Annotated in this window: 25 protein-coding genes; 9 read left to right on the top strand and 16 right to left on the bottom strand. The window is 58.6% G+C overall.

Going from position 1 to position 22,703, the window contains the following annotated elements:
• Positions 1-5: 5 nt before the first annotated feature.
• From BDE40_RS08015 to rimK, 7 genes are all read right to left on the bottom strand, one after another.
• Complete coding sequence (locus BDE40_RS08015; RefSeq protein WP_134014020.1) at positions 6-1,166, bottom strand: cytochrome P450; 1,161 nt, start codon at positions 1,164-1,166, stop codon at positions 6-8.
• A complete protein-coding gene (tpiA, locus tag BDE40_RS08010) occupies positions 1,167-1,919 on the bottom strand; it encodes a triose-phosphate isomerase (protein ID WP_134014018.1) in 753 nt (250 codons plus the stop codon). It abuts the gene before it with no gap.
• A 12-nt stretch (positions 1,920-1,931) separates the two neighbouring features.
• Positions 1,932-2,255 (bottom strand): TfoX/Sxy family protein, encoded by a 324-nt coding sequence (locus tag BDE40_RS08005; protein WP_073139869.1) that lies wholly within the window; start codon positions 2,253-2,255, stop codon positions 1,932-1,934.
• Positions 2,252-2,617, bottom strand: coding sequence for a HesB/IscA family protein (locus BDE40_RS08000; protein ID WP_134014016.1), 366 nt, complete (start codon positions 2,615-2,617; stop codon positions 2,252-2,254). The genes BDE40_RS08005 and BDE40_RS08000 overlap by 4 nt, the downstream gene beginning before the upstream one ends.
• Positions 2,617-2,979: an SUF system Fe-S cluster assembly protein gene (locus BDE40_RS07995; protein ID WP_134014014.1), complete on the bottom strand. Its 363-nt coding sequence runs from the start codon at positions 2,977-2,979 to the stop codon at positions 2,617-2,619. The genes BDE40_RS08000 and BDE40_RS07995 overlap by 1 nt, the downstream gene beginning before the upstream one ends.
• Positions 2,980-3,104: 125 nt before the next feature.
• Positions 3,105-3,800, bottom strand: coding sequence for a lysozyme family protein (locus BDE40_RS07990; protein WP_134014011.1), 696 nt, complete (start codon positions 3,798-3,800; stop codon positions 3,105-3,107).
• A complete protein-coding gene (gene rimK / locus BDE40_RS07985) occupies positions 3,797-5,197 on the bottom strand; it encodes a 30S ribosomal protein S6--L-glutamate ligase (RefSeq protein WP_134014009.1) in 1,401 nt (466 codons plus the stop codon). The genes BDE40_RS07990 and rimK overlap by 4 nt, the downstream gene beginning before the upstream one ends.
• A gap of 52 nt (positions 5,198-5,249) precedes the next feature.
• On the opposite strand from rimK, the gene tgt reads away from it, so the two are divergent.
• On the top strand, positions 5,250-6,380 hold the full coding sequence (gene tgt, locus BDE40_RS07980) for a tRNA guanosine(34) transglycosylase Tgt (RefSeq protein ID WP_134014008.1): 1,131 nt from the start codon (positions 5,250-5,252) through the stop codon (positions 6,378-6,380).
• A 3-nt stretch (positions 6,381-6,383) separates the two neighbouring features.
• Here tgt and BDE40_RS07975 read toward each other — a convergent pair whose 3' ends face one another.
• Positions 6,384-6,881, bottom strand: coding sequence for a YcxB family protein (locus tag BDE40_RS07975; protein WP_134014006.1), 498 nt, complete (start codon positions 6,879-6,881; stop codon positions 6,384-6,386).
• A 55-nt stretch (positions 6,882-6,936) separates the two neighbouring features.
• Complete coding sequence (locus BDE40_RS07970; RefSeq protein WP_134014004.1) at positions 6,937-7,800, bottom strand: hypothetical protein; 864 nt, start codon at positions 7,798-7,800, stop codon at positions 6,937-6,939.
• Between the two features lie 293 nt (positions 7,801-8,093).
• Here BDE40_RS07970 and lon point away from each other — a divergent pair, with 293 nt between their 5' ends.
• The gene (lon, locus tag BDE40_RS07965; protein WP_134014003.1) at positions 8,094-10,502 is read left to right on the top strand and encodes an endopeptidase La; all 2,409 of its coding nucleotides are present in this window, start codon (positions 8,094-8,096) and stop codon (positions 10,500-10,502) included.
• A gap of 89 nt (positions 10,503-10,591) precedes the next feature.
• Entirely contained in the window at positions 10,592-10,951 is a 360-nt protein-coding gene (locus tag BDE40_RS07960; RefSeq protein ID WP_134014002.1) for a VOC family protein, read from the top strand.
• Here BDE40_RS07960 and BDE40_RS07955 read toward each other — a convergent pair.
• The 3 genes from BDE40_RS07955 to purB form a co-directional block, all read right to left on the bottom strand.
• On the bottom strand, positions 10,948-12,045 hold the full coding sequence (locus BDE40_RS07955; protein ID WP_134014000.1) for a FliG C-terminal domain-containing protein: 1,098 nt from the start codon (positions 12,043-12,045) through the stop codon (positions 10,948-10,950). The genes BDE40_RS07960 and BDE40_RS07955 overlap by 4 nt on opposite strands.
• 155 nt (positions 12,046-12,200) lie before the next feature.
• Entirely contained in the window at positions 12,201-12,362 is a 162-nt protein-coding gene (locus tag BDE40_RS18195; protein WP_162848056.1) for a hypothetical protein, read from the bottom strand.
• A gap of 111 nt (positions 12,363-12,473) precedes the next feature.
• Entirely contained in the window at positions 12,474-13,775 is a 1,302-nt protein-coding gene (gene purB / locus BDE40_RS07950) for an adenylosuccinate lyase (protein ID WP_134013998.1), read from the bottom strand.
• Positions 13,776-14,212: 437 nt separating this feature from the next.
• Here purB and BDE40_RS07945 point away from each other — a divergent pair, with 437 nt between their 5' ends.
• Positions 14,213-14,644 carry a DUF6314 family protein gene (locus BDE40_RS07945; protein ID WP_134013996.1) on the top strand — a complete coding sequence of 144 codons (432 nt, stop codon included), beginning with the start codon at positions 14,213-14,215 and terminating at the stop codon, positions 14,642-14,644.
• Here the strand turns inward: BDE40_RS07945 and BDE40_RS07940 are convergent.
• Positions 14,641-15,324, bottom strand: coding sequence for a helix-turn-helix transcriptional regulator (locus BDE40_RS07940; protein WP_134013994.1), 684 nt, complete (start codon positions 15,322-15,324; stop codon positions 14,641-14,643). The genes BDE40_RS07945 and BDE40_RS07940 overlap by 4 nt on opposite strands.
• A gap of 7 nt (positions 15,325-15,331) precedes the next feature.
• Complete coding sequence (locus BDE40_RS07935; RefSeq protein WP_134013992.1) at positions 15,332-15,649, bottom strand: antibiotic biosynthesis monooxygenase family protein; 318 nt, start codon at positions 15,647-15,649, stop codon at positions 15,332-15,334.
• A gap of 228 nt (positions 15,650-15,877) precedes the next feature.
• Here BDE40_RS07935 and BDE40_RS07930 point away from each other — a divergent pair, with 228 nt between their 5' ends.
• Genes BDE40_RS07930 through BDE40_RS07915 form a run of 4 tightly spaced genes read left to right on the top strand, consistent with a single transcriptional unit; the run spans position 15,878 to position 18,478 of the window.
• Positions 15,878-16,090: a twin-arginine translocase TatA/TatE family subunit gene (locus BDE40_RS07930; RefSeq protein ID WP_073139825.1), complete on the top strand. Its 213-nt coding sequence runs from the start codon at positions 15,878-15,880 to the stop codon at positions 16,088-16,090.
• A 42-nt stretch (positions 16,091-16,132) separates the two neighbouring features.
• Positions 16,133-16,714 carry a Sec-independent protein translocase protein TatB gene (tatB, locus tag BDE40_RS07925; protein ID WP_134013990.1) on the top strand — a complete coding sequence of 194 codons (582 nt, stop codon included), beginning with the start codon at positions 16,133-16,135 and terminating at the stop codon, positions 16,712-16,714.
• Positions 16,711-17,628 carry a twin-arginine translocase subunit TatC gene (tatC, locus tag BDE40_RS07920; RefSeq protein ID WP_134013988.1) on the top strand — a complete coding sequence of 306 codons (918 nt, stop codon included), beginning with the start codon at positions 16,711-16,713 and terminating at the stop codon, positions 17,626-17,628. The genes tatB and tatC overlap by 4 nt, the downstream gene beginning before the upstream one ends.
• A gap of 10 nt (positions 17,629-17,638) precedes the next feature.
• On the top strand, positions 17,639-18,478 hold the full coding sequence (locus BDE40_RS07915; RefSeq protein WP_134014715.1) for an ATP-binding protein: 840 nt from the start codon (positions 17,639-17,641) through the stop codon (positions 18,476-18,478).
• A 273-nt stretch (positions 18,479-18,751) separates the two neighbouring features.
• Here the strand turns inward: BDE40_RS07915 and BDE40_RS07910 are convergent, their stop codons facing one another.
• Positions 18,752-19,306, bottom strand: a complete 555-nt coding sequence (locus BDE40_RS07910; protein WP_134013986.1) for a cupin domain-containing protein — start codon at positions 19,304-19,306, stop codon at positions 18,752-18,754.
• Positions 19,307-19,540: 234 nt separating this feature from the next.
• On the opposite strand from BDE40_RS07910, the gene gabT reads away from it, so the two are divergent.
• Positions 19,541-20,926 (top strand): 4-aminobutyrate--2-oxoglutarate transaminase, encoded by a 1,386-nt coding sequence (gabT, locus tag BDE40_RS07905; protein WP_211342417.1) that lies wholly within the window; start codon positions 19,541-19,543, stop codon positions 20,924-20,926.
• A 57-nt stretch (positions 20,927-20,983) separates the two neighbouring features.
• On the opposite strand, the gene mgtE is transcribed toward gabT, so the two are convergent.
• Positions 20,984-22,366, bottom strand: coding sequence for a magnesium transporter (gene mgtE / locus BDE40_RS07900; protein ID WP_246030392.1), 1,383 nt, complete (start codon positions 22,364-22,366; stop codon positions 20,984-20,986).
• Between the last annotated feature and the right edge of the window lie 337 nt (positions 22,367-22,703).

The following is a 22,703-nucleotide window of genomic DNA, read 5'->3' as shown; positions in this document are numbered from 1 at the left end:
GCCGATTAGCGCGTCACCATCAAACGGGTCAGCCCGTGGAAATGGTAGCTTGTGGCGTATTCAGGGTCCTCCGCCAGTGCCAGATCGGGGCAGCGGTCAAACAGAGTTTTGAGCGCGATTGACAGCTCCAACCGCGCCAATGGAGCACCGACACAGAAATGCAGGCCTGAGCCGAAGCTGGAATGCGGCAGCAGTTCGCGGGCGGGATCGAAGCGGTTCGGGTCTGCGTAAACTTCGGGGTCGCGGTTGGCGGCCCCCAGCAAAAGCCCGACTTGCTCGCCCTTTTTGAAGTGGTGACCGAAGGCGTCCAAATCCTCCATCGCGTATCTGGTGAACATATGGAGCGGCGGATCAAAACGCAGGACTTCCTCGGCGAACAGGTCGGGATCGTCGGGGCGCAGGCCTGTTTGAAGCGCAGTTTTGACGCCGTTGCCAAGGGTGTGGACCGTCGCCTCGTGACCTGCGTTGAGCAGCAGGATGCAGGTTGTGATCAACTCGTCGGTGGTCAGGCGCTCGCCGTCCTCTTCTGCGGCGATCAATTGGGTGATCAGGTCATCGGCAGGGGCTGCACGACGAGCTTTGACATATTCCGCAAGATAGGTCGAAAAATCCTGCGCGGCTTGCGCGGCGGCCTCTTCGTCGGCGCGGGTGCGGGCGGCCATATACATGCGCACCATCGCGTTGGACCAGCGCAGCAGATCGGGGGCTTTTTCTTCGGGGACGCCCAGCAGGCGGGCGATGATAATCACCGGAAGTTGCTGTGCAAATCCGGTCAGCAGGTCGAAAGGCTCATTGGGGAACGCGTCGATCAGCTGGTAGCTGAGGGCCTCGATTTCGGGGGCAAGTTCCTTGATCCGTCGCGAGGTGAACGCCCGCAAGACCAAGCCGCGCAGACGGGTGTGACGGGGCGGCTCCAGCTCCAGCATGGAATGCGCCTCGATCGCGTAGAACGGTTTCTGGTGATCGGGAATGATCGGCGGCGTCGGATTTTCGCGCCCGAAACGGCGGTCACGCAACAAGGCCGAAACTGCAGGCTGTGAGGCGGCGACAGGCATGTTGTAGTCTTCCCACCAGACAAGCAGACCGAGCGGGCGGATGCGGTCATAGAACGGGTAGGGGTTCTGGTTCAGCGCCGGATCAGTGGGCGACTGCGAGACGCGTTCCATTTAGATGGCGCCTTCCAAGGCTTTGATTATGCCGGAAAAGTCGCTTGCCTTCAGGGAAGCTCCGCCGACCAATGCCCCGTCCACATTGGACACCGCAAAGATGTCGGAGGCATTGCTTGGTTTAACTGAACCGCCGTAAAGCAGCCGGATGGAACGGCCCACGCCCTCGCCAAAACGGGCTTCCAGCTTGGTGCGGATAAAGTCGTGGACCTCGCCGATCTGACCCAGCGTCGGTACCTTGCCTGTGCCGATGGCCCAGATGGGTTCATAGGCGATGATGGTATTTTCGCCAGTCAGGATGTCGGGCAGAGAGCCCGCGAGTTGGCCCGCAATGATGTCGAGCGTGTTCGCGGCTTCGCGTTCTTCCAAGCTTTCGCCGATGCATATGATGATCTTCAGACCAGCAGCCAGTGCGGCGCGGGCTTTGCTGCGCACGTCGTCGTCGCTTTCGTTGTGATTTTCGCGGCGCTCGGAATGGCCAAGGATGACATGGGACGCGCCGGCGTCTTTCAGCATCTGGGCCGAGATGTCACCGGTATGCGCGCCGCTTTCTTTCACGTGGCAGTCTTGGCCTGCGACCGCAATGCGGTGATCCGAAGCGGTGACGACCATGGACGAGATCAACGTCGCAGGGGGTGCGATTAACAGATCGACCTTTGGATCAGGGTGGGCCGCGCACAGCGCTTCAACCTCGGCCAATTCGGCCGACAAGCCGTTCATTTTCCAGTTTCCAGCGGCGAGTTTGCGGCGCATGAGCGGTGTCCTTCAGAGATGTTCCAAAGCACGGGCAGCAAGGGCGCTGGCCTCGGACGGGTCGTCGAGAAACTGGTCGGGCAGCGACCAGTAGGGCATACCCGTCACTTTGCCGTCCTTGCGCGTGTAGGTCCAGCGTGTTCCGCCAAGCGCTTCAATTTCGGGGATAAAGTCGCCCTGCGCCTTGAGGAATATCTGACCGTCGGAATGCAGAAGGGCAAAAATTTGCCCGTCCGAATAGAGGCAGAGTCCACCCATCATTTTGCGGGTCGATATGGCGGGGATGGCGGCGAAGAGCTCGCGTGCGAAGGCGATATCCGCTTCGCCTACGCTCATTCCTTGGCGAAGAGGCTTTCGTCGAACTTGATCGACTCGCCACATCCGCAGGCCTCGGAGACATTGGGGTTGATGAACTTGAACCCGCTTTCCAACAGGCTGGTTTCATAGTCGATCTGGGTGCCGAACAGGAACATCTGCGCCATGGGTGCGATGATCACGCGGGCGCCGTTTTGCTCGACCACTTCGTCGTTGGGCGCGACTTCATCCACGTAGTCCATGGTGTACTCCATGCCTGCGCAGCCACCCTTTTTTACGCCTATTTTCAACGCCTTATGCCCGTCGCGCGCCATCAGTTTGGCGATCTGGGCAGCGGCCCGATCGGTAATGGAAACCGCTTGTTTGCCGGGGATGGAAAACATCACATAAACCCCAGTTCCAGACGCGCCTCGTCGGACATCATTTCCATGCCCCAAGGCGGATCCCACGTGATGTCCACATCGACCTGTTTCACGCCCGCAAGGGGCTCCACCGCTTCAGCGAGCCAGCCGGGCATTTCGCCTGCGACGGGACAGCCGGGGGCGGTCAGGGTCATGATGATCGACACCTCGTTCTCGGCGCTGATCTCGATGGTATAGACCAGTCCCAGATCGTAGATATTGACTGGAATTTCAGGGTCATAGACCGAGCGACACGCCTCCACGATATTGTCGTAGAGCGGATGGTCGGTGGAGGACGGCTTGATCAGCGGCGCGCCTTCGAGTTGTTCTGTTGGCTGGTTCATTTCTTACATCCATCAGGGATAGTTGAGTAAAGATATAAGGATTAGCTTGGGCATCGTCCAGTGCTGCACCAGCACCAATTTGTCACGCCCCCGTGTGAGGGGCCGTGCATTGGCTAGCAGCCGCGTTAAGCTTTTGGAAAGAACTCACGCATTCTCGCGTCGAAATAGGCGCGGGTCAGGGTGGCGCGGTTGCCTGCGTAGCCGTCATAGTAGCTTTTGCCCGACGAGGTCGGCAGTCCGGCCCATATTCGCGCTAGATTGTTCATAAAGCGTTTGCGCGACATGCGGCCAGCTTGAAACTTGGCAAGCCCCGCATCGGCTAGCAACAAATCCGCCAGTTGATCCTGAACCTGCGGTGAAAAACGGGCCTTGGTGGACAGCCCCGCACGCGCGATCAGGACCCGCAAGGTGGATGGAATGAACTGATAGCGCCCGATGGCGTGGGGCTGGCCGGGGGTGCGTTTGATCCATGCGAGGATTTGGCCGAGGCTCATCTGAGTAGGTCGCTTCGGCGGTTTAACGGATGCACCAACATGCACGGCGTCATAGCCTTTCGGGCCAGCCTCGGCCAAGGCAATCAGCGATTTCAAACGCGCCACCGGAGTGCTGCCGCCCACATGCGTCAGCTCGTAGGTTGTGATGCGGGCGCGGCCTGATCGGGCGCGCTCGATCGGGTCACCGGTGATCCAATCCTTGTTGCCGAAGCTGCGCCATTTGGCGCGCTCGGTCAGGGAGTTCTCCAACTCGTAGCGCGCGGACTGCCCGAAAGCAGGTCGCGCCGTGGTGGCCAGCAGGCCGAGGAGGAGCGCGCGCCGGTTCATGGTGTTTTCTTTGGTGCCTTCTTCAACGGAGCGGGGCGCACGCGCATTTCGATCTGGTCCATCAGCAGCCCTGCGATGTTCTTGCCGGTGGCTTTTTCGATGCCTTCCAGTCCGGGGGAAGAATTGACCTCCAGAATTTTCGGGCCTTCGGAGGAGCGCAGCAAATCAACGCCTGCCGCGCCAAGCTTGAACGCTTTGGCCGCACGGGTGGCCATGTCGCGCTCGGTCTTGGAGATGCGGGTGACCACGGCAGTACCGCCGCGATGAAGGTTGGAGCGGAAGTCATCCCCGCCGGAGCTGCGCTTCATGGACGCCACAACCTTGCCGCCAATCACCAGACAGCGAATGTCTTCGCCCGCTGATTCCTTCACGAAATCCTGCACGAGGAAGCTGGCCTTGAGGCCACGGAACGCGTCGATGACGGATTCGGCAGCCTTTTTGGTTTCGGCCAGCACCACACCCTTGCCTTGGGTGGATTCCAGTAGTTTCACGATCATCGGGGCTGTCCCGACCAGATCCATCAGGTTCTTGGTGTCCTTGGGGGATGCGGCGAAGGCGGTCATCGGCATGCCGATGCGGTGGCGGGCCAGCACCTGATGCGCGTGCAACTTGTCGCGCGAAGCGGCAATCCCGGCCGAGCCGTTGACGCAATACGTGCCGAGGGTCTCGAACTGGCGCAGCACGGAGCAGCCATAGGTGGTGATCGACGCACCGATCCTCGGGATCACCGCGTCGAAACGGGGCAGGCGCTTACCATCATAATAGACCTCGGGGGCTTTGGCGTTGATCGCCATATAGCAGCGGGTTGTGTCGATAACTTCGACCACATGGCCGCGTGCTTCGCCCTCGCTGACCAGCTTGGCGGTGGAATAGCTGCCCGGCTCGCGTGATAGCACCGCGATCCGTAACGCGCGCGCCTTGGTGGCCGTGCGCAGCTTGGAGGCGGTGTAGACGTCATAGCTGAGGTCCGGCTGGCAGAACCGTTCGGACGGGGCAACAACGGTGTTTTCGCGCAAGGCCTGACGGCCCAGCAACATGCGATAAGCCATGGAACCGCGATTGGTCAGCGTCACCTCGATGGGCCAGCTTTGACCGCCGACCGACAGCATGGTTTCGATCACATAGCGCATTTCCGATTCGCCGTTTGACGAGATGACGTCACGACGGTCGATGATCGGAGCAGAGCAGGGGATCGTCAGCGACTCGTTGCCCGGAATCGGGTGAATGGCAAAGCGCACTTTGGGACGCGAGGCAGAGCCGAAAGGCTCGATATCAAACGCGTGCAGCGCCGAGGTTTTGGCACCGGTGTCGATCTTTGCCTTGATGGTTGGCAAGGACAGGTCCGGCAGGCTCAGCCATTCTTCCCAGCCGAGTTTTAGAATTGAATCGTCGTTCATATTGGGGCCTCTCCCTTGCGCAGAGTTCACTTTTAGCCCTAAAGCGACAGCCATGACACAGAGATTTCAGTTTGACATTCACGCCACTGACGGCAAGGCCCGCACGGGCATCATTTCCACCCCGCGTGGCGACATCCGCACGCCGGCCTTCATGCCGGTGGGGACAGCCGCAACAGTTAAGGCGATGATGCCAGAAAGTGTGCGCGCCACGGGGGCCGATATCCTGCTGGGCAACACCTATCATTTGATGCTGCGCCCGACGGCGGAGCGGATTGCCAAGCTTGGTGGCCTGCACAAATTCATGAACTGGGACCGCCCGATCCTGACCGATAGCGGCGGGTTTCAGGTGATGAGCCTTGCCGAGTTGCGCAAGCTGACCGAGGAAGGCGTGACGTTCAAATCGCATATCGACGGCTCCAAGCATATGCTGTCCCCCGAACGGTCGATGGAAATCCAGAAGCTGCTCGGCTCTGATATTGTGATGTGCTTTGACGAATGCCCCGCGTTGCCTGCAGATCGGGCGCGGATCAACGAAAGCATGCAATTGTCGATGCGCTGGGCCGCACGATCGCGTGAGGCGTTTGGCGACCGCCCCGGCCACGCGTTGTTCGGCATCCAGCAAGGCGGGTTGGAGCAGGACATGCGCGCTGAAAGTTCTGCGGCGTTAACCAAGATCGGCTTTGACGGCTACGCGGTTGGCGGCCTTGCCGTGGGTGAGGGGCAGGAGGCGATGTTCGGCTGTCTCGACTACGCGCCGGAGCAGTTGCCGCAAGACAAGCCGCGCTATCTGATGGGCGTGGGCAAGCCTGACGACATCGTGGGCGCAGTAGAGCGGGGCATCGACATGTTCGATTGCGTCCTGCCGTCACGGTCCGGTCGCACGGGGCAGGCCTTTACGCGCCGCGGCGTGGTCAACGTCAAGAATGCGCGTCACATGGATGACCCGAGGCCGCTGGACGAAGATTGCACCTGCCCGTGTTGCACGCAGTATTCGCGGGCCTATCTGAGCCATGTGTTCCGTGCGCAGGAGATGATCTCGTCAATGCTCGTGACGTGGCACAACCTGCACTATTATCAGGAGTTGATGGCGGGGCTGCGCGCTGCGATTGCTGCGGGTGATTTGGCCGGCTTCGTGAAGACCTTCCACGAGACCCGTGCGCTTGGGGATATCGAGCCGCTATAGGGTTTACGTCCAGCGCATTTTGGCGCGGGGCAGGTTGCCTGTGATCATGTCGCGCAGGGTTTCAAGCTCCCAATCGTCCTTGGCCGCGCGCTTGGGGATGATCGAAAGCCCGCGTGGTGGCATGAGCAGGAAAAAGTAGTCCGGTGTTTCGGCGTATTTCTTGAACGCCGTCCAAGGCAGCTTGGACTGGCCTTCGGCAGAGCTGGTCTGAACCTCGTCTCGGGTAAAGATGGCGGTAATCGGTGCGCTGTATTTCGTCATCCGCCGGTAGGCGCGTCGCCAAAGAAAATTCCGCAGCAGCGTTATGACGACGAACAGGGCGGCGGTGCCGACCCAAATCCAGCCGATATCGAGACCCCAGTAAATCAGGCTCAGGCCTGAAAACAGGGAGATCGCCGCCAGTATCCAATTGCCCAGATCACCGATGCCCCGATACGACCAGAGCGCGCCGGCGGCGTCCATGAATTCGGCTTCCTCGATGTCGTAAGTCAGGGTGATCATAGGCGCAGGCTAGACCAGTTAAGCCCGCTTGCGCCAGATGTGTTTGACCGGTGGCTTATTCGGTCGCCAACATGCTTGATTTGCGGGTGCCGTAGGTTTCGCCATACCGCGCGTCGAGCATCTCCAGAAGCTTGTCGTGCTGGTAGCCAAGGGAGTCGTCGAACCAACGCTCTACAAGGCTGCCGATGCTCAGGCCCGACCGCTCTTCCACGCAGGACAGGAAGCAGGTGTTGCGCTCTAAAACCGTTGTCCGCAGCGAGAAGATGCCGTCGACAACGGTGCCGTCAGCCTCTGTACCTTGAAAAAAGAAGCGGCAGGCTGATGGCTGGTCGCGCTCCAGAAAGGTCAGCATGTATTTTGCGGCACGGTCCTTGCGGCCTTTGAAGGTCACATGAACGGTGTCGGGGTCTTCTTCGTCTTCGTCATAGCGGGCCATCATGCCGGTGCAATGGTCTGACGGCTCTGCGGCACCCGGAATGACATGACGCCAGATCAGGCGGGCAGGGTAGGGCACATGGCCGGAATAGCGATCACGCCAGGTCGTTTCGGCCCCGATCTTGCGCGATAGTTTGCTGTGAAGCCCGGCCCAGAAAAGCCCTGTGAGCAGGACAAGGATGACGATCCCGCCGATGCCGTGCAGATGGCCGTCAAAGCCGTACTTGGACGCGTAAAACAATAATGCCGCTGTGGCGAAGGCGGCAATTCCGGTGATTTCCAGCAGACCGCGATAGCGCGGAACGACGGCGTAAACGCCGACAGCCACAATTGAGAACAGTATGAACGACACAACGAAGGTGCCGACATAGCTGAGCAGGGAAAGGTTCAGCCCTGATCCAGCCAGCTCTGCCGCGCAGAACAACGCCAACCCGCCCGAAAATACGGCGAAGCGGCGATAATGACGTATAAGAAGCGTGAGCATTCAGATGTGCCTGTAGGTTTGTTTCACTTGTTATACCTTTAGCTAGCCAAGCAATTGGGCATGAGTGAGGCTGGAATTGGCGTTTCCAATGTCTCATCTAGGGTGAATTTGGACGAAATTTACCCTGTGATCCGCTTGTATCCGGCGCTTTGCGCGGTCACACTGGCGTCAACCAATTCGGTGGATGGTTGAAAGAGGTGCGGGTGGTCCCCACCTTTGAGTCCGATACCGGAGATTGCCCAATGGTTGCTGCCTCAGCGGGACCTTGGCGATCTTGCCAAAAAGGAAAAAAGATGACCGAGCAAACAACCTTGTCCTACCCCGTCTTGCCGCTGCGCGATATCGTGGTGTTCCCGCATATGATCGTGCCGCTGTTCGTGGGTCGCGATAAGTCCGTGCGCGCCTTGGAAGAGGTGATGAAGGACGACAAGCAAATCTTGCTGTCGAGCCAGATGGACCCTGCCGAGGATGATCCGTCCTCTGACGGAATCTATGAAGTTGGCGTGCTGGCAAATGTGCTGCAATTGCTGAAGCTGCCCGACGGTACCGTAAAGGTACTGGTCGAAGGCCGCTCGCGTGTGAAAATTGTCGAGTACGTTGAAAATGATAGCTTTTTCGAAGCGAAAGCCGTGGAGTTGGAAGAAACTCTGGGCGACGAGACAACGATTTACGCGCTGGTCAAATCGGTCGGTGAAGAGTTCGACCGCTACGCCAAAGTGAAGAAAAACATCCCCGAAGAGGCCCTGGCCTCGGTTGCGGAATCCGAAGCTCCCGAGAAGCTCGCCGACCTTGTGGGCGGGCATTTGGGCGTCGAAGTGCACCAGAAACAAGAGCTGCTGGAAACGCTGTCCGTGGCCGAGCGTCTGGAGAAGGTCTACGGGCTGATGCAGGGTGAAATGTCCGTGCTTCAGGTCGAGAAAAAGATCAAATCCCGCGTCAAGAACCAGATGGAGCGCACCCAGCGTGAATATTATCTGAATGAGCAAATGAAAGCCATTCAGAAGGAGCTGGGCGACGGCGAGGAAGGCCAGAACGAAGTGGCCGAGCTGGAAGCGAAAATCGCCAAGACCAAGCTGTCCAAAGAGGCCAAGGAAAAGGTCGATGCGGAACTGAAAAAGCTCAAGAACATGAGCCCGATGTCTGCGGAAGCCACCGTCGTGCGCAACTATCTGGACTGGATTCTGGCGATTCCGTGGGGCGTGAACTCGCGCACCAAGAAGGACTTGGTCAAAGCCCAGAAAGTGCTGGATGACGACCACTATGGTCTTGAAAAGGTTAAAGAACGCATCGTCGAATACTTGGCCGTGCAACAACGCTCCAAGAAGCTCAAAGGCCCGATCATGTGCCTTGTGGGCCCTCCCGGCGTGGGTAAAACCTCGCTTGGGAAATCCGTGGCCAAGGCGACGGGGCGCGAGTTCATCCGTATCTCCCTTGGGGGTGTGCGCGACGAATCTGAAATTCGCGGTCACCGCCGGACTTACATCGGTTCTATGCCCGGTAAGATCATTCAGGCGCTGAAAAAGGCAAAAACGACCAACCCACTGATCTTGCTCGATGAAATCGACAAGATGGGGCAGGACTTCCGTGGCGACCCTGCGTCGGCCATGCTTGAGGTGCTTGATCCGGAGCAAAACAGCACGTTCATCGACCACTACCTTGAGGTGGAATATGATCTGTCGAACGTGATGTTTTTGACCACAGCGAACAGCTACAACATGCCTGGGCCACTTCTGGACCGCATGGAGATCATCCCGCTGGCGGGTTACACCGAGGACGAAAAATCCGAGATTGCCAAGCAGCACCTGATCGCCAAGCAGATCAAGAATCACGGCCTGAAAAAAGGCGAGTTCGAGCTGACCGACGAGGCGCTGATGGAAATGATCCGCACCTATACCCGTGAGGCGGGCGTGCGGAATCTGGAGCGTGAAATCGGCAAGCTGGCGCGCAAAGCCGTGACCCAAATCGTCCGTAAAGATAAGACTTCGGTTAAGATCACGCCGGACAATCTGGACGACTATCTTGGCGTCAAGAAATATCGCTACGGGTTGGCCGAACAGGACGACCAGATCGGTGTTGTGACGGGCTTGGCGTATACCTCAGTCGGCGGTGAATTACTGTCCATCGAGGCGCTGCGCCTGCCGGGCAAAGGCCGGATGAAAACCACCGGTAAGCTGGGCGACGTGATGAAGGAATCGATTGATGCGGCGTCATCTTATGTGCGCTCCGTCTCGCCGAAGATTGGTGTGAAACCACCTACCTTCGACAAAATTGATATCCACGTGCACGTGCCGGACGGGGCGACCCCGAAGGATGGCCCGTCGGCCGGTTTGGCGATGGTGACGTCGATCGTATCGGTGCTGACGCAGATTCCGGTGCGCAAGGATATCGCTATGACGGGCGAGGTATCCTTGCGCGGCAATGCGATGCCTATCGGCGGCTTGAAAGAAAAGCTGTTGGCGGCGCTGCGGGGCGGTATCAAAACCGTTCTGATCCCGAAAGAGAACGAGAAAGACCTGCCCGAAATTCCGGACAACGTGAAAGCGGGTCTGGACATCATTCCGGTCAGCCATGTCTCGGAAGTGCTGAAACTGGCGCTTGTGTCCGAGCCTGAGTCCATCGAATGGGACGAGGCTGCGGAAGAAGCGGCGGCGGCGGCACTGGCTGCCAAAGGTGGCGAAGGATCCGGTGCGGTTACGCATTGATCCGGCGTGCCGGGTTTGAGTATTAAAGATTGGGGCGGGCCTGTAAGGGTCCGCCCTTTTCGCAATTGTGGACCGGAAAAGGGGGCGCGATGATTGACGCGCTACACCATATACAATTGGCGATGCCCGCCGGAGGCGAAGACGACGCGCGGAAGTTCTACTGCGGTGTTTTGCTCTTCACTGAAACTCCCAAGCCCGCGGCGTTGCAAGGGCGTGGTGGTGTCTGGTTCGAGGCGGGATCGGTGCGGGTGCATCTAGGCGTCGAGACGCCATTTGCACCAGCCAAGAAAGCGCATCCCGGATTTCAGGTCACGTCGTTGGATGCAGCCATCCGGCATTTGAAGGCGCACGGGGTAGAGCCACGCACCGACACGGATTTGCCGGACATCAGGCGCGTCTATGTGAATGACCCTTTCGGAAACCGGATCGAACTGCTGGAACTCCGCTAGGCGTCGTCTTCGATAGCGATCAGGGTTATATCGCCCGATTCCTCCAGCTGTCGTATCGCAGCGGTCAGCTTGCCCATCGCCGCCTCTGCGGCTTTGCCGGTCAGCTGGGATATCTCGCCCAGCTCTTCGCGGATGGCGTCGGCCATGCGTTTGGACAGATTTTCCAGAATGAAATCGACGACGTCTCCGTGTTCTTCCGATCCGGCTTTCAAGGCTGCGTTCAACTCGTCGCCCGGCAGGACGCGGATAAGAGCTGGCACATCCGTCGGCTGCAACCGTGTCAGAATGTCGGCGAAGGTGAAGATCGCCTTGCGCACCTGCGCGGCGAATACGGCGTCGAGTGTGTCCAATGCATCAAGCACCGCGTCGCGCTGGGTGGCGCCTGCCGCGTTGAGCAGGGAAGCCGCGCGGGCCACAGGCTTGGCTGTGAATGCTCCGCTTTCAGTGCCGGCATCACCGCTTTGAAGAATGGTTTGCGCAACAATATCAACGGTTTCAGATTGAACCGCCCCTGTTTCCGAGATCGCGAATGTCACGGCGTTTGCCGTTTCAATGTCAAGCAAATCCATCACATTGGTGGAGGCGGCGGGCGGCAACTTGGACATGATGATCGCGGCCACCCGCGGGCTTTCCGTGGTGATACGTTTGGCCAGTTCCTCGGGTGGAATCTCGGCAATCATCTCCCATGTGTTCTTGGGCAGGGTCGGGCTATGGATCTGGCGCATGCGCGCCAACAGGCTGTCGCTGAGATTGCCTTCCAGCGCATCCAGCGCGGCGGAGGTGTCGACGGGAAAGCTGAGACCATGCGCGTCCAGATGCTCGGCAAATTCCGCCAGCACCGAGGCCACTGTCGCCTTGTTGATCGGGCCCATGGAGGCATAGACGCGGGCCAGATGCACCTGCGTGGCCTCGGACATCACCGAGAGCGGGATCGCTCCGCCCGCGTGCAGGATCATTTGCACGATCACCGCCGCTTTTTGCGCGCCGCTGAGGTGCAGTGGCTTGTCTGACCCGTCAAATGCAAAAGCCGTGGTGGCAACCTTGCCACCAATGCCAAATCCCGCGCCCGCACGCGGTTGTGCTACCAAATCCATGGCATGTCCCGTCCCCAATTGTATTCTCGCACCGCGCAGTAGACCAAGCAGGCGTTAACGGATTGTGAGGAGAGCGGGGGGAGATAGGAGGGGTTTTAGCCAAATGCAGCAAAAGCGGCGCGGAATGAGCCGCGCCGCCTTTAGATTGCAGTGTTTTAGCCGGTTGGCTGAGCCACGCAGGTGCCTGTTTCAGCGTCCCATGTGGACCCCGCTTGGCACGACGCAGCCTGCTTGTGCTGACCAAAGGCGCACTCTGCCGAGGCGAGTGCGGGTGTCAGGGTGAGGGCCAGAGCGGCCAAGAGCGTTTTGGTCTTCATCTGAGAGTCTCTCCTGTTGGTGTGTGACAGGAAAGATAGCACGAGGTTGTAAAAAATCAAAACGCCCGCGCAGATGGCGGGCGTTTTGGGCAGAGTATTGTCGTGGCGGCCTTAGCCGAACACGCGTTTGAAGATCGTGTCGACATGCTTCGTGTGGTAGCCCATGTCGAATTTCTCTTCGATTGCATCGGCGCCGAGGGCTGCCACGACGTCTTCGTCTGCCAGCAATTCCTCTTTGAAATCAGTGCGATGCTCCCAAACTTTCAGGGCGTTGCGTTGCACCATCGCGTAGGCATCTTCGCGGCTGACACCAGCTTGCGTAAGAGCGAGCAACACACGTTGGGACATCACCAGACCGGGAAACTTGTTCATGTTGTCGAGCATGTTGTCGGGGAAGATCAGCATCTTGTCGATCACACCCGTCAGCCGCGCGAGGGCGAAATCCAATGTGATTGTCGTGTCAGGGCCGATCATGCGTTCCACCGAGGAGTGGGAGATGTCACGTTCGTGCCAAAGCGCCACGTTTTCCATCGCGGGGACGACGGCCATGCGAACGGTGCGCGCCAGACCCGTGAGGTTTTCCGTCAGGATCGGGTTCTTCTTATGCGGCATAGCCGAGGAGCCTTTCTGGCCCATGGAGAAGAACTCCGCGCCTTCCAGAACCTCGGTGCGTTGCATATGACGGATTTCCGTCGCGATGTTCTCAATCGAGGAGGCAACAACCCCAAGGGCCGCGAAGAAGGCGGCGTGGCGGTCGCGGGGGATGACTTGGGTGGAGATGGGTTCAGGCGTCAGGCCCAGCTTCTCGCAGACATGGGCCTCCACGGCGGGGTCGACATTGGCGAAGGTGCCGATTGCACCGGAAATGGCACCGGTGGAAATCTCGTCACGGGCGGTGCGCAGGCGGGTCAGGTTGCGGTCCATCTCGGCATAGAAGCGCGCGAAGGTCAGGCCCATCGTGGTGGGCTCGGCGTGGATGCCGTGCGATCTGCCAACGCGCAGGGTGTCTTTGTGCTCTAGCGCGCGGCGTTTCAAGGCAGCGAGCAGGCCTTCCACATCGGCGATCAGGATATCGGCGGCGCGCACAAGCTGGACGTTGAAGCAGGTATCAAGCACGTCGGAAGAGGTCATGCCCTGATGCACGAAGCGGGCTTCGTCAGACCCTACATGCTCTGCCAGATGGGTCAGGAAGGCGATGACGTCATGCTTGGTGACGGCCTCGATTTCGTCGATGCGGGCCACGTCGAATTCCACATCTTTGGCTTTCCAGACCGCATCAGCGTTCTCGCGCGGGATCACGCCCAGATCGGCCATCGCGTCGCAGGCATGGGCCTCGATCTCGTACCAGATGCGGAATTTGGTCTCGGGGGACCAGATGGCAACCATCTCGGGGCGGGAATAGCGAGGGATCATTTCAAGCGCTCTCATAGTTTATGTGGCAGGTGAGGGGGTCTTAGACTGCCGCCCCATAAGGAACAACCGCAGATAGCGCCCATGAGACAGCGCGTCGCTGCCCTCGCGGCAACAATTGTGATATGCTTGTCCTGTTGGACAGATACGGGTTGGGACCCGATGACCGGCGCCAAGAGTGAGAATGCGCTGCGGGATCGCGGCTTGATCTATGACAAAGCGAGCCGGCATTTCTACGCCTCTACTCGGACACGCTACACAAACGGGCGCGGCAATCGGGGGGATTGGCGCGTTGAAGGCGACAAATATTGCAGCCAGTGGTCACCTGCCGACGGGTGGCGTGCTTTACTATGGAACGGCACGCGGATAACGGGGCCTTAAAGTTTGTCGGCGACAGTGGGGCAGGGACGATCGGTGTCGATGCACAGTAAGAGGACCGGATGCATATAAGCTTGGATCAATTCGAAGGTGATTGGCAGCTGGCGCGCATTATCGAAGATCGCCGCAATGACATTGAGGGTCGTTTATCCGGCACCGCCAACTTCACCCGCGTGGGGCCGTTGGAGTTGCTCTACGCGGAGGAGGGGGAGTTGGTCTACGGCCAGCAAGCCGCAATGCTCGCCACCCGCCGCTATATCTGGCGCGGTTTTGAAGGGGAGCACGCGGGCAAGATCGCCGTCGAGTTTGAAGACGGGCGGCCTTTCCATTTGATCGAACTGGATCGCCTGATGCCGGATGATGACCACCACTGTGATCCGGATTTCTACCATGTGAGTTACGATTTCAGCCGCTGGCCTCAGTGGGAATCGATCTGGCGGGTTGTCGGGCCGTCGAAGGACTACCGGATGATTTCGCGCTTCCAGCGCGTCTAGCAGTTGGCTTTTTGCTGGGCCACGAAGTCGGCCAGCGACTTGCCTTGCTCCTCGACGAACAGTTCGGCCATGGGCTTCAGCGCACGTATGCGGTCGGCGCGGAACACGCGAAAGTCGCTGCGCAATTCGCACCATGCGGACACGGTCCAGACCCGACCCCAGTACTCCATTTGCAACGGGCGGATGACACGCTCGCTCGGGGCGCCGTCGGCGGTGGCATAGGTGATGCTGAGCTTCTGTCGTGTCCGGATGGCGGTGCGAAGTTGCGGCATGAACCGGAACCCGCTCGCAGCATCCTTGAACGGGTAGACCGCGAAGCCCCAACCGGTTGGTGGGGTGGTGCGGTCCTCGGGCAGAACCGCGTCGATCTTGGCAGAGAGAGACTGCGCCGCCTTTTGCAGCTCCTCGTCCGCGACCTCGCCGACGATGGCCATGCCAAGATGCAGCGCCTCCAATTCGACCAGTGTCAGGTTCAACGGGGGCAGCGTGATCGGGGCGGTCATCATGTAGCCCATACCCCGCTCCCCTTCGACCGGAACGCCGGACAGCTGCAAGGTTTCCATGTCGCGGTAGATCGTGCGCACCGACACCTCCAGCGACCGCGCCAAATCCTCGGCGCGGTGCAGGCGACCATCCCTGAGAAGCAGGATTAGATCGAAAAGGCGGTCGGTGCGTCTCATCTGTGCATTATGGGGCGGCCATGAACACAGTCTCATGGCGCATTTCTACGGTTTCATGGTTCAAGGCCTCGCCCATATCAGGCGCGAAGTCTTGTTGGCCGAAACTGTCTTGTGCGGCCTTCGCACAAGTCGCATCGGTCCATAAGATGTGATCGGTCCAGCGCCCGTCGGGGCCGCGCGTCACTTGACGTCCCAAAAAACCGGGCATCCCATCCACCCAGGTTTGGGTGGTGCGCAAGGTCTGGAGAAAAGCGGCTTCATCTGTGCCATCTTTAAGCGAGAAGGTAACGATTTCGGCGACCTGAGGTTGGGCGGTATTGGTCATTGGGTAGCTCCTGAAGTGATTCTGTTTCCATATGAGCTTTGTGGCACCCCACAACTGACATAAACCTGTCAGGAGACTTCCTGCAAGCACTGCCATGTGACATTTCATGCGGATTTCCCTGCACCAGCGGCGTTTTGCGCCTTTTCCCCACCCCTTCGAGCCCCTAGATAGAGAGCAGACACACTCATCCGCGCCCAGCTTTCGGGTGCGACCAAGGGAGACCTAATCATGTTGAACAATATCGGACTGCCGGGCCTGCTGCTCATCGCCGTCGTTGTGCTTGTGCTTTTTGGCCGTGGCAAAATCTCGGGCCTGATGGGCGAAGTCGGCAAAGGCATCACCGCTTTCAAAAAGGGTGTCGATGACAGCACCAAAGAGCTGGACGACGCCGACGTGGCCGTCAAAGACGTCACACCTGAAGACGAAAAAGACAAAGCCTGATCTTCGTGAGCAGGTTGGGAATGCGGAACAGGGGCACAGGCCATGTTTGACATCGGCATGACCGAGCTGTTGGTGATCGGGCTCGTGGCCCTGATCGTGGTGGGCCCCAAGGACCTGCCTGGCATGTTCCGTACGCTGGGGCAATTTACGGCTAAGGCAAAGCGCATGGCCCGCGAGTTCAGCCGTGCCATGGAAGATGCCGCCGACGAGGCGGGCGTCAAGGACGTGGCGGAGACCGTGAAAGCGGCGGCAAACCCCAAGAAGATGGGGCTCGACAAAATCCGCGAAGCGACCAATTTTGACAAATTCCCTGACGGCTCCGAGACCAAGAAGCTGGCCAAAGAACGCGCCGAGGCTGCCGAAAAGATCAAAGCCTCGACTGCGAAGGCCGCCGAAACGCGTTTGGCGAAAGAGGCAGAAGCAAAAGCCGAAGCCACAAAGCCTAAACCAGCGGCGAAGGCGAAAGCAGCAGCCAAACCCAAAGCCACTGCGAAGCCCAAGCCAGCCGCCAAGCCGAAAGCAGCTGCAAAACCTAAAGCGGCTGCAAAACCGAAAGCTGCCGCCAAGCCGAAGGCGAAGCCCACAGCCAAGCCCAAGCCTAAAGCCAAGAAAGCCGACACATGAGCGCCGAGAGCGATATCGAAGACAGCTCCGCCCCGTTGATCGAGCATCTGGCCGAGCTGCGCACCCGCGTGATCCGCGCGGCGATGGCGTTTATCGTCGGCATGATCATCTGTTTCACATTCGGCGGCGCCATTCTTGATTTCCTGCTGGTTCCGATCGAGAACACCATGCGCTCGCTCGGCAATCCCAACCCTGTGATGCAATACACAGCACCACAGGAATACTTCTTCACGCTGATCCGCATTTCCATGGTCGGCGGGCTGTTCGTGGCCTTTCCGGTCATCGGCTACCAGCTCTGGCGCTTCGTGGCGCCGGGTCTCTACAAGAACGAAAAGAACGCCTTCCTGCCCTTCCTCGTCGCGTCGCCGTTGCTGTTCACGCTGGGGGCGGCTTTCGCGCATTACATCGTGGTTCCGCTGGCAATGCAGTTCTTTCTGGGCTTTGCGGATCTGCCCTCCTTCTTCGCAGCAATGGTCGCGTCAGGAGAATTGGCCGAGGCCACCAGAGAGACCGGTATCGACATCGTCTTTAACGGTAAGGTCAACGAAAGCCTTGATATCACGCTGAAAATGATCGTCGCCTTTGGTTTGTGCTTCCAGCTTCCCGTGTTGCTGACACTGATGGGCAAGGCGGGTCTCGCCACCGCTGACGGGCTGCGCAGCACGCGCAAATATGCCGTTGTCGGCATTCTGGTTGTGGCCGCTTTGGTGACGCCACCGGACGTGACGACCCAACTGATCCTGTTCGTGGTGGTCTACGGCCTTTACGAAATCTCCATCTTCCTTGTTGCCCGCGTCGAGAAGGACCGTGAGGTCAAGCTGCGTGAACAGGGGCTTTGGGACGACGACGACGATCTCGACGCCGAGGCGGATGCCGATGGTGGTGAGAGTCATCCAGAAGATCGCGGCCCGTAACGTGAGCGGCATGATCGACGACCCGATGGACCGTATTGCGCAAGCGTTGGAGCGCATGTCGCCGCCGCCCGCAAATGCCCCCGATTTTGACGGTGCATCCGCCTTTCTGTGGCATGTCGAGCCCGACCATCTTGTGCCTGTGCACAGCGTTAACGGCGTCGCCCTTGATCTGCTGATCGGGATCGAGCGCGCCCGTGACACACTGCACGCCAACACCCTGCAATTCGCCCACGGGTTTGCCGCCAACAACGCGCTGCTTTGGGGGTCGCGCGGGATGGGGAAATCCTCGCTGGTGAAGGCGGTGCATGACGACATCGTGGCCGCTGGCCTGCCGCTGAAACTGGTAGAGGTGCAGCGCGAAGACCTGCCCTCCATCGGGCGATTGCTGAACCTGCTGCGCGCGTCGGACAATCGTTTCGTGCTCTATTGTGACGACCTGAGCTTCAGTCATGACGACCAGCATTACAAATCGCTGAAAGCGGTGCTGGATGGCGGTATCGAAGGCCGCCCCGAGAACGTGATTTTCTACGCCACCTCGAACCGCCGTCATCTGATGCCGCGCGACATGATCGAGAACGAGCGGGGCGGGGCGATCAACCCCTCCGAGGCGACCGAGGAGAAGGTATCCCTGTCCGACCGCTTCGGGCTGTGGCTGGGCTTCCATCCCTGCACGCAAGACGAATACCTCGACATGATCCGCGGCTATTGCGCGGCGCATGACGTGCAGATCGACGATGACGCTCTGCGCGCCGAAGCCATCGAGTGGCAACAAACCCGCGGTGGCCGCTCTGGCCGTGTGGCGTGGCAGTATTTTACCGATTTGGCGGGGCGTCGGGGACTGACGGTTTAGGCTGTTGCCGTGAATGTCTGCTTCGAGCCCGAAGTGTCAGATTTTCTGCGTCGCAGCCGATGACCACTAATAGGAATGACGCCCCTTCAGACGTGACCACTTCACCACCAGCAGAGTTGGCTTTCGGGTCGGAAGGGCCGGTGCAGCTCAATGGTTGAAATAGGACTTCTACTTATTCGTTACGCAAGAATGTTGCCGACTCCAACCGAAACAATTCGTGTGACAATACCGTAGTAGTCGGCCCAAAGCAGCTGAACTGTCGGGGCTTCGACGCTAAAAGGTCGGTGGCGTGCAGGCGCTGATAATCCGGCACGTGGAATCGCTTACGTTGCGGAACCGGTGGGGTAATTGGCTGTCAAAGAGGTACCCTTCGCCAACTCGGAGCACCTTAACTTGATCCGCCACCGTGATCTCAATTTCGCCTTGGATCACGATCCCCGCTTCTTCACCAATATGGGACAGCGGCTCGGGCCCGGTGTCGGCATTTGGTGGATAAGTTTCGTCGAGAAGTTGCAACGCATGTTGGCTGGCTTGTCCGAGTTGGCGCAATGATACGGTAGCACCATCAGATTGTGGGGCAATTTCGATGAACTCATCCGCAGCATAGAAATAGCTAGCCTGTTGTTCCTGTTCAATGTTTGCAAAAAACTCTGCAATACTCATAGGAATTGCGTCTAGAAGGCTCTTGAGCGAAGCGACCGAAGGACTGGTCTTATTTTGCTCGATCAGCGAGATCGTTCCGTTCGTCAAGCCTGCACGATAGGCAAGTTCACGCTGTGACAGACCACGTGCCTTTCGGAGTGCTTGAAGTCTTTTTCCAATATCCACGCGTGGCGCCTTTTGCCGTTTTTGTTCGTAAGAACAACCCCTAATCCAAGATCCAGCTCATCGAAATACTTTTCGAACGGCAGATTGCTACCATTTCGGATTTTCAGACCTAAAGCTTTGAACTGTGCGATTGCATATTGACACATATAATAAACGCATTACTGAGAATTTTAAACACTTGATCATACGGCCCGCCAAGAGAAATGGCCTTCAGCCTTACAAGGACGACCAGAAATGACGAATACAGCAAAAAAGAAGTCTCGCAAAACCGCCGCGAAGGTCAAGCCGAGCATTTCGATTGTACCGGAAACTGTACAGCCCACCAAGACCAATGCGGATCTGGTGGCCCGGCGCGAAGCCGCTGTTGCACGGGGGGTTGCTTCTGCCGCGCCTATCTTCGCGAGCCATGCCGAAAATGCCGAACTCTGGGACGTCGAAGGCAATCGCTTTGTCGACTTTGCAGGGGGTATTGCAGTTCTCAACACTGGTCACCGTCACCCGAAGGTTATTGCTGCGGCAAAGGCACAAGAGGACCACTACACCCACACCAGCTTCCAAGTTGTCCCCTACGAGCCCTATGTCGCGCTCGCCGAAAAGCTGAACGCGCTGGCACCCGGGGATCACGCCAAAAAGTCGCTGCTTGTCACGACAGGTGCCGAGGCTGTGGAAAATGCAGTCAAGATCGCCCGCGCCGCCACGGGACGTCCGGGCGTGATCGCGTTTACCGGTGGCTACCATGGTCGCACCTTGTTGACGCTGGGCATGACTGGCAAAATCTCGCCATACAAAAAGGACGTGGGCCCGTTCCCGTCCGATATCTTCCGCGCACCCTTCCCAAGTCTGCGTGATGGCATCACCGTGCAGGACGCACTGACGGGTTTGCAAAACCTGTTCCTGACCGATGCGCAGCCGGAGCGCGTTGCTGCGATCATTATCGAACCCGTGCTGGGCGAAGGCGGCTATACGCCAGTGCCATTCGAAATGCTCAAAGCGCTGCGAGAAATCTGCGATACCCATGGCATCATGCTGATCGCCGATGAAATTCAAGCGGGCTTCGGACGGACTGGAACCTGGTTTGCGATTGAACATTCCGGCGTTGTGCCAGACCTGATCACCGTGGCAAAATCCATGGCGGGCGGCTATCCGATTGCCGGTGTGATCGGTCGCGCCGAAGTAATGGATGCGGTCATCCCGGGCGGTTTGGGCGGTACATATGGCGGCAACCCTGTTGCCTGTGCTGCGGCCCTTGCCGCGATCGAGGCTATTGAGGAAGAGGGTCTTCTGGCTCGCTCGACAGCGCTCGGTGCATATTTCCGCGAGCGGTTTGCCGATATCGGCGCACGTATTTCGCCCCTTCGTATGTGGGACATCCGTGGGCTTGGCGCGATGCTGGCCGTTGAGTTCGTGACCGACTTTGAAACGGCCAAGCCTGACGCGGCGCTAACGAAATCGGTGATAGCCCATGCGTTGCAACGCGGCTTAATCTTGCTGGGTTGCGGTATGCACGGCAATGCGTTGCGGATCATGGTGCCGCTGACAGCTTCAGACGAGATTATCGACGAAGGGTTGGCGATCTTTGAGGCATCCCTTGCAGCAGCGATTGCAGAGCAGCACGCCTAAGGCGAGACCTTGAGCTAACGAGGAAAGGGCGGATCAATGTGGTTCGCCCTTTTCGTTTCAATTTAGAAGTAGCGGCATCATCAGTGTCGCAAGACTAAGAACCAGAAAAAATCCGGCCATATCGGTGATGGTCGTCAGCAAGGGGCCGGACGCCACGGCAGGGTCTTGGCCGACACGCTTGAGCAACAATGGCACCACGCCTCCAATTGACACGGCGATCATGGTGTTCAGCGCCAAGGCCAGACCTATCACGAGGCCCAGATAAGCGTTGCCCTTCCAAACCCAACACACAATGCCGATCAAAATGCCCAGCACCACCCCATTGATCGCGCCGACAGATACCTCCTTGAGCCAGACGCGCATCGCGTCTTTGGGCCGTACAAGCCCCAAGGAAAGCTCTCTCATGGTGACACCGACAGCTTGATTGCCCGAACAACCGCTCATGTCTGACACCATGGGAAGGAAGACGGCGATGGCGATGGCAGCCGCGAGGGTTTCTTCGTACGCAGAAATAACGCTGGCTGCGATGATGTTGAGCACAATGTTGGCTGACAGCCACGCCAGCCGTCGCCGTGACCGGATGGCAAGCGGCATGGTCCGCAACTCGTCCCCGACGATACCTTGCATACGCAGGTTTTCAGTCTCGGAGCGGGCGAGAATGGCCGCGTCGACGGCTATGCGCGAAACGACACCAACAAGCGCACCATCCTCGTCGACCACTGGGAAGCCCAGGAAATCGTAGTCGTTGAACAGATCCTGAAGTTCCGTGAGGGAGGCTTGCACAGGCACTGTCATCGGCTTGACCATAATGTCTTCGAGCCTACCGCTGCGCTTCGCGGTCAATAGTCCGCGAAGTGAGACTACGCCGACTGGATGGTTGTTGTCGTCGATAATGTAGGGGTGTTGGCCATTGTAGCGCTCAAGGTCTTCGTCATCGCTGGCGAGGCTGCGCAGAACAGCCCCTACGGTTTGGTCACGCCTGAACTGAAAGGCATCGGCGAGCATCAAGCCACCCGCAGTTCCCGCCGCGTATTGGGTCAAGCGGCGCACGCCGGCGGCATCATCGGGGTCGATCCCGGCCAAAAGCGCTTCGGCGTCCTCGGCGTCCAACTCGGCGATGACATCTGCCTGCACATCTGAGTCCAACTCGTCGAATATCTCTACCGCCTTCGCTGGGGTTTGCCCTTCCATCAAGTCGGCTGCGACCTCTAGCGGGGCCTCGTCGATCAACCGAGAAGCCAATTCAGGCGACAGGAGCGATATTATGCTGTCTCGGTCTTGCGAAGAGAAGTCCAGAACGACCCGAAGCGCCTCGCTAATCGTGACACGTTCAAGGATTTCGTTGAGTGCGGTCGCGTCTTCTTGCGCGAAGGCTACCTCGACCGCATCTGATATATCGGTCTCTCGCGTTTCGCTAATATCCATTAGAGGTGTATTCATTTTGTGCCCTTGTATCGTGGCTTGCGAGGCCGGTTTGCATCGTCGCCAAACACGCTAACTGGACTCAGCACACCTAACTGCGGTGGGTCAGAAGGCCCAAGCGCCGCGCATTATCGCGGGTTAGCTTACATATCTTGATCAGAATACACGTGTTTTGATAAAAATATTAAACATATTCCCCTGAATTCTATGAATCTTGTTGCAAGAGAAGGCCGAGTTCGGCAGACTTTTGAATTCTTGTTGCCTATGCTTTGCTTGACGGATGCTTGGTCAAACCAAATCGGGGCGTACGCCGATCACCTGTTTCCGTTCCGGATGTAAAGGCTTAGAAGATGCG

It is taken from the genome of Litoreibacter halocynthiae (genome assembly GCF_004365635.1).
Taxonomy (GTDB): Bacteria; Pseudomonadota; Alphaproteobacteria; order Rhodobacterales; family Rhodobacteraceae; genus Litoreibacter; species Litoreibacter halocynthiae.
Note: the sequence above shows the minus strand (reverse complement) of the source record. Positions and strands in the feature narration are given on the sequence as shown.

What these genes read in the sequence shown, in the direction of transcription:
- BDE40_RS08015 (WP_134014020.1), bottom strand. Translation starts at nt 1,166, where the DNA reads ATGGAACGCGTCTCGCAGTCGCCCACTGATCCGGCGCTGAACCAGAAC.
- tpiA (WP_134014018.1), bottom strand. Translation starts at nt 1,919, where the DNA reads ATGCGCCGCAAACTCGCCGCTGGAAACTGGAAAATGAACGGCTTGTCG.
- BDE40_RS08005 (WP_073139869.1), bottom strand. Translation starts at nt 2,255, where the DNA reads ATGAGCGTAGGCGAAGCGGATATCGCCTTCGCACGCGAGCTCTTCGCC.
- BDE40_RS08000 (WP_134014016.1), bottom strand. Translation starts at nt 2,617, where the DNA reads ATGTTTTCCATCCCCGGCAAACAAGCGGTTTCCATTACCGATCGGGCC.
- BDE40_RS07995 (WP_134014014.1), bottom strand. Translation starts at nt 2,979, where the DNA reads ATGAACCAGCCAACAGAACAACTCGAAGGCGCGCCGCTGATCAAGCCG.
- BDE40_RS07990 (WP_134014011.1), bottom strand. Translation starts at nt 3,800, where the DNA reads ATGAACCGGCGCGCGCTCCTCCTCGGCCTGCTGGCCACCACGGCGCGA.
- rimK (WP_134014009.1), bottom strand. Translation starts at nt 5,197, where the DNA reads ATGAACGACGATTCAATTCTAAAACTCGGCTGGGAAGAATGGCTGAGC.
- tgt (WP_134014008.1), top strand. Translation starts at nt 5,250, where the DNA reads ATGACACAGAGATTTCAGTTTGACATTCACGCCACTGACGGCAAGGCC.
- BDE40_RS07975 (WP_134014006.1), bottom strand. Translation starts at nt 6,881, where the DNA reads ATGATCACCCTGACTTACGACATCGAGGAAGCCGAATTCATGGACGCC.
- BDE40_RS07970 (WP_134014004.1), bottom strand. Translation starts at nt 7,800, where the DNA reads ATGCTCACGCTTCTTATACGTCATTATCGCCGCTTCGCCGTATTTTCG.
- lon (WP_134014003.1), top strand. Translation starts at nt 8,094, where the DNA reads ATGACCGAGCAAACAACCTTGTCCTACCCCGTCTTGCCGCTGCGCGAT.
- BDE40_RS07960 (WP_134014002.1), top strand. Translation starts at nt 10,592, where the DNA reads ATGATTGACGCGCTACACCATATACAATTGGCGATGCCCGCCGGAGGC.
- BDE40_RS07955 (WP_134014000.1), bottom strand. Translation starts at nt 12,045, where the DNA reads ATGGATTTGGTAGCACAACCGCGTGCGGGCGCGGGATTTGGCATTGGT.
- BDE40_RS18195 (WP_162848056.1), bottom strand. Translation starts at nt 12,362, where the DNA reads ATGAAGACCAAAACGCTCTTGGCCGCTCTGGCCCTCACCCTGACACCC.
- purB (WP_134013998.1), bottom strand. Translation starts at nt 13,775, where the DNA reads ATGATCCCTCGCTATTCCCGCCCCGAGATGGTTGCCATCTGGTCCCCC.
- BDE40_RS07945 (WP_134013996.1), top strand. Translation starts at nt 14,213, where the DNA reads ATGCATATAAGCTTGGATCAATTCGAAGGTGATTGGCAGCTGGCGCGC.
- BDE40_RS07940 (WP_134013994.1), bottom strand. Translation starts at nt 15,324, where the DNA reads ATGAGACGCACCGACCGCCTTTTCGATCTAATCCTGCTTCTCAGGGAT.
- BDE40_RS07935 (WP_134013992.1), bottom strand. Translation starts at nt 15,649, where the DNA reads ATGACCAATACCGCCCAACCTCAGGTCGCCGAAATCGTTACCTTCTCG.
- BDE40_RS07930 (WP_073139825.1), top strand. Translation starts at nt 15,878, where the DNA reads ATGTTGAACAATATCGGACTGCCGGGCCTGCTGCTCATCGCCGTCGTT.
- tatB (WP_134013990.1), top strand. Translation starts at nt 16,133, where the DNA reads ATGTTTGACATCGGCATGACCGAGCTGTTGGTGATCGGGCTCGTGGCC.
- tatC (WP_134013988.1), top strand. Translation starts at nt 16,711, where the DNA reads ATGAGCGCCGAGAGCGATATCGAAGACAGCTCCGCCCCGTTGATCGAG.
- BDE40_RS07915 (WP_134014715.1), top strand. Translation starts at nt 17,639, where the DNA reads ATGATCGACGACCCGATGGACCGTATTGCGCAAGCGTTGGAGCGCATG.
- gabT (WP_211342417.1), top strand. Translation starts at nt 19,541, where the DNA reads ATGACGAATACAGCAAAAAAGAAGTCTCGCAAAACCGCCGCGAAGGTC.
- mgtE (WP_246030392.1), bottom strand. Translation starts at nt 22,366, where the DNA reads ATGAATACACCTCTAATGGATATTAGCGAAACGCGAGAGACCGATATA.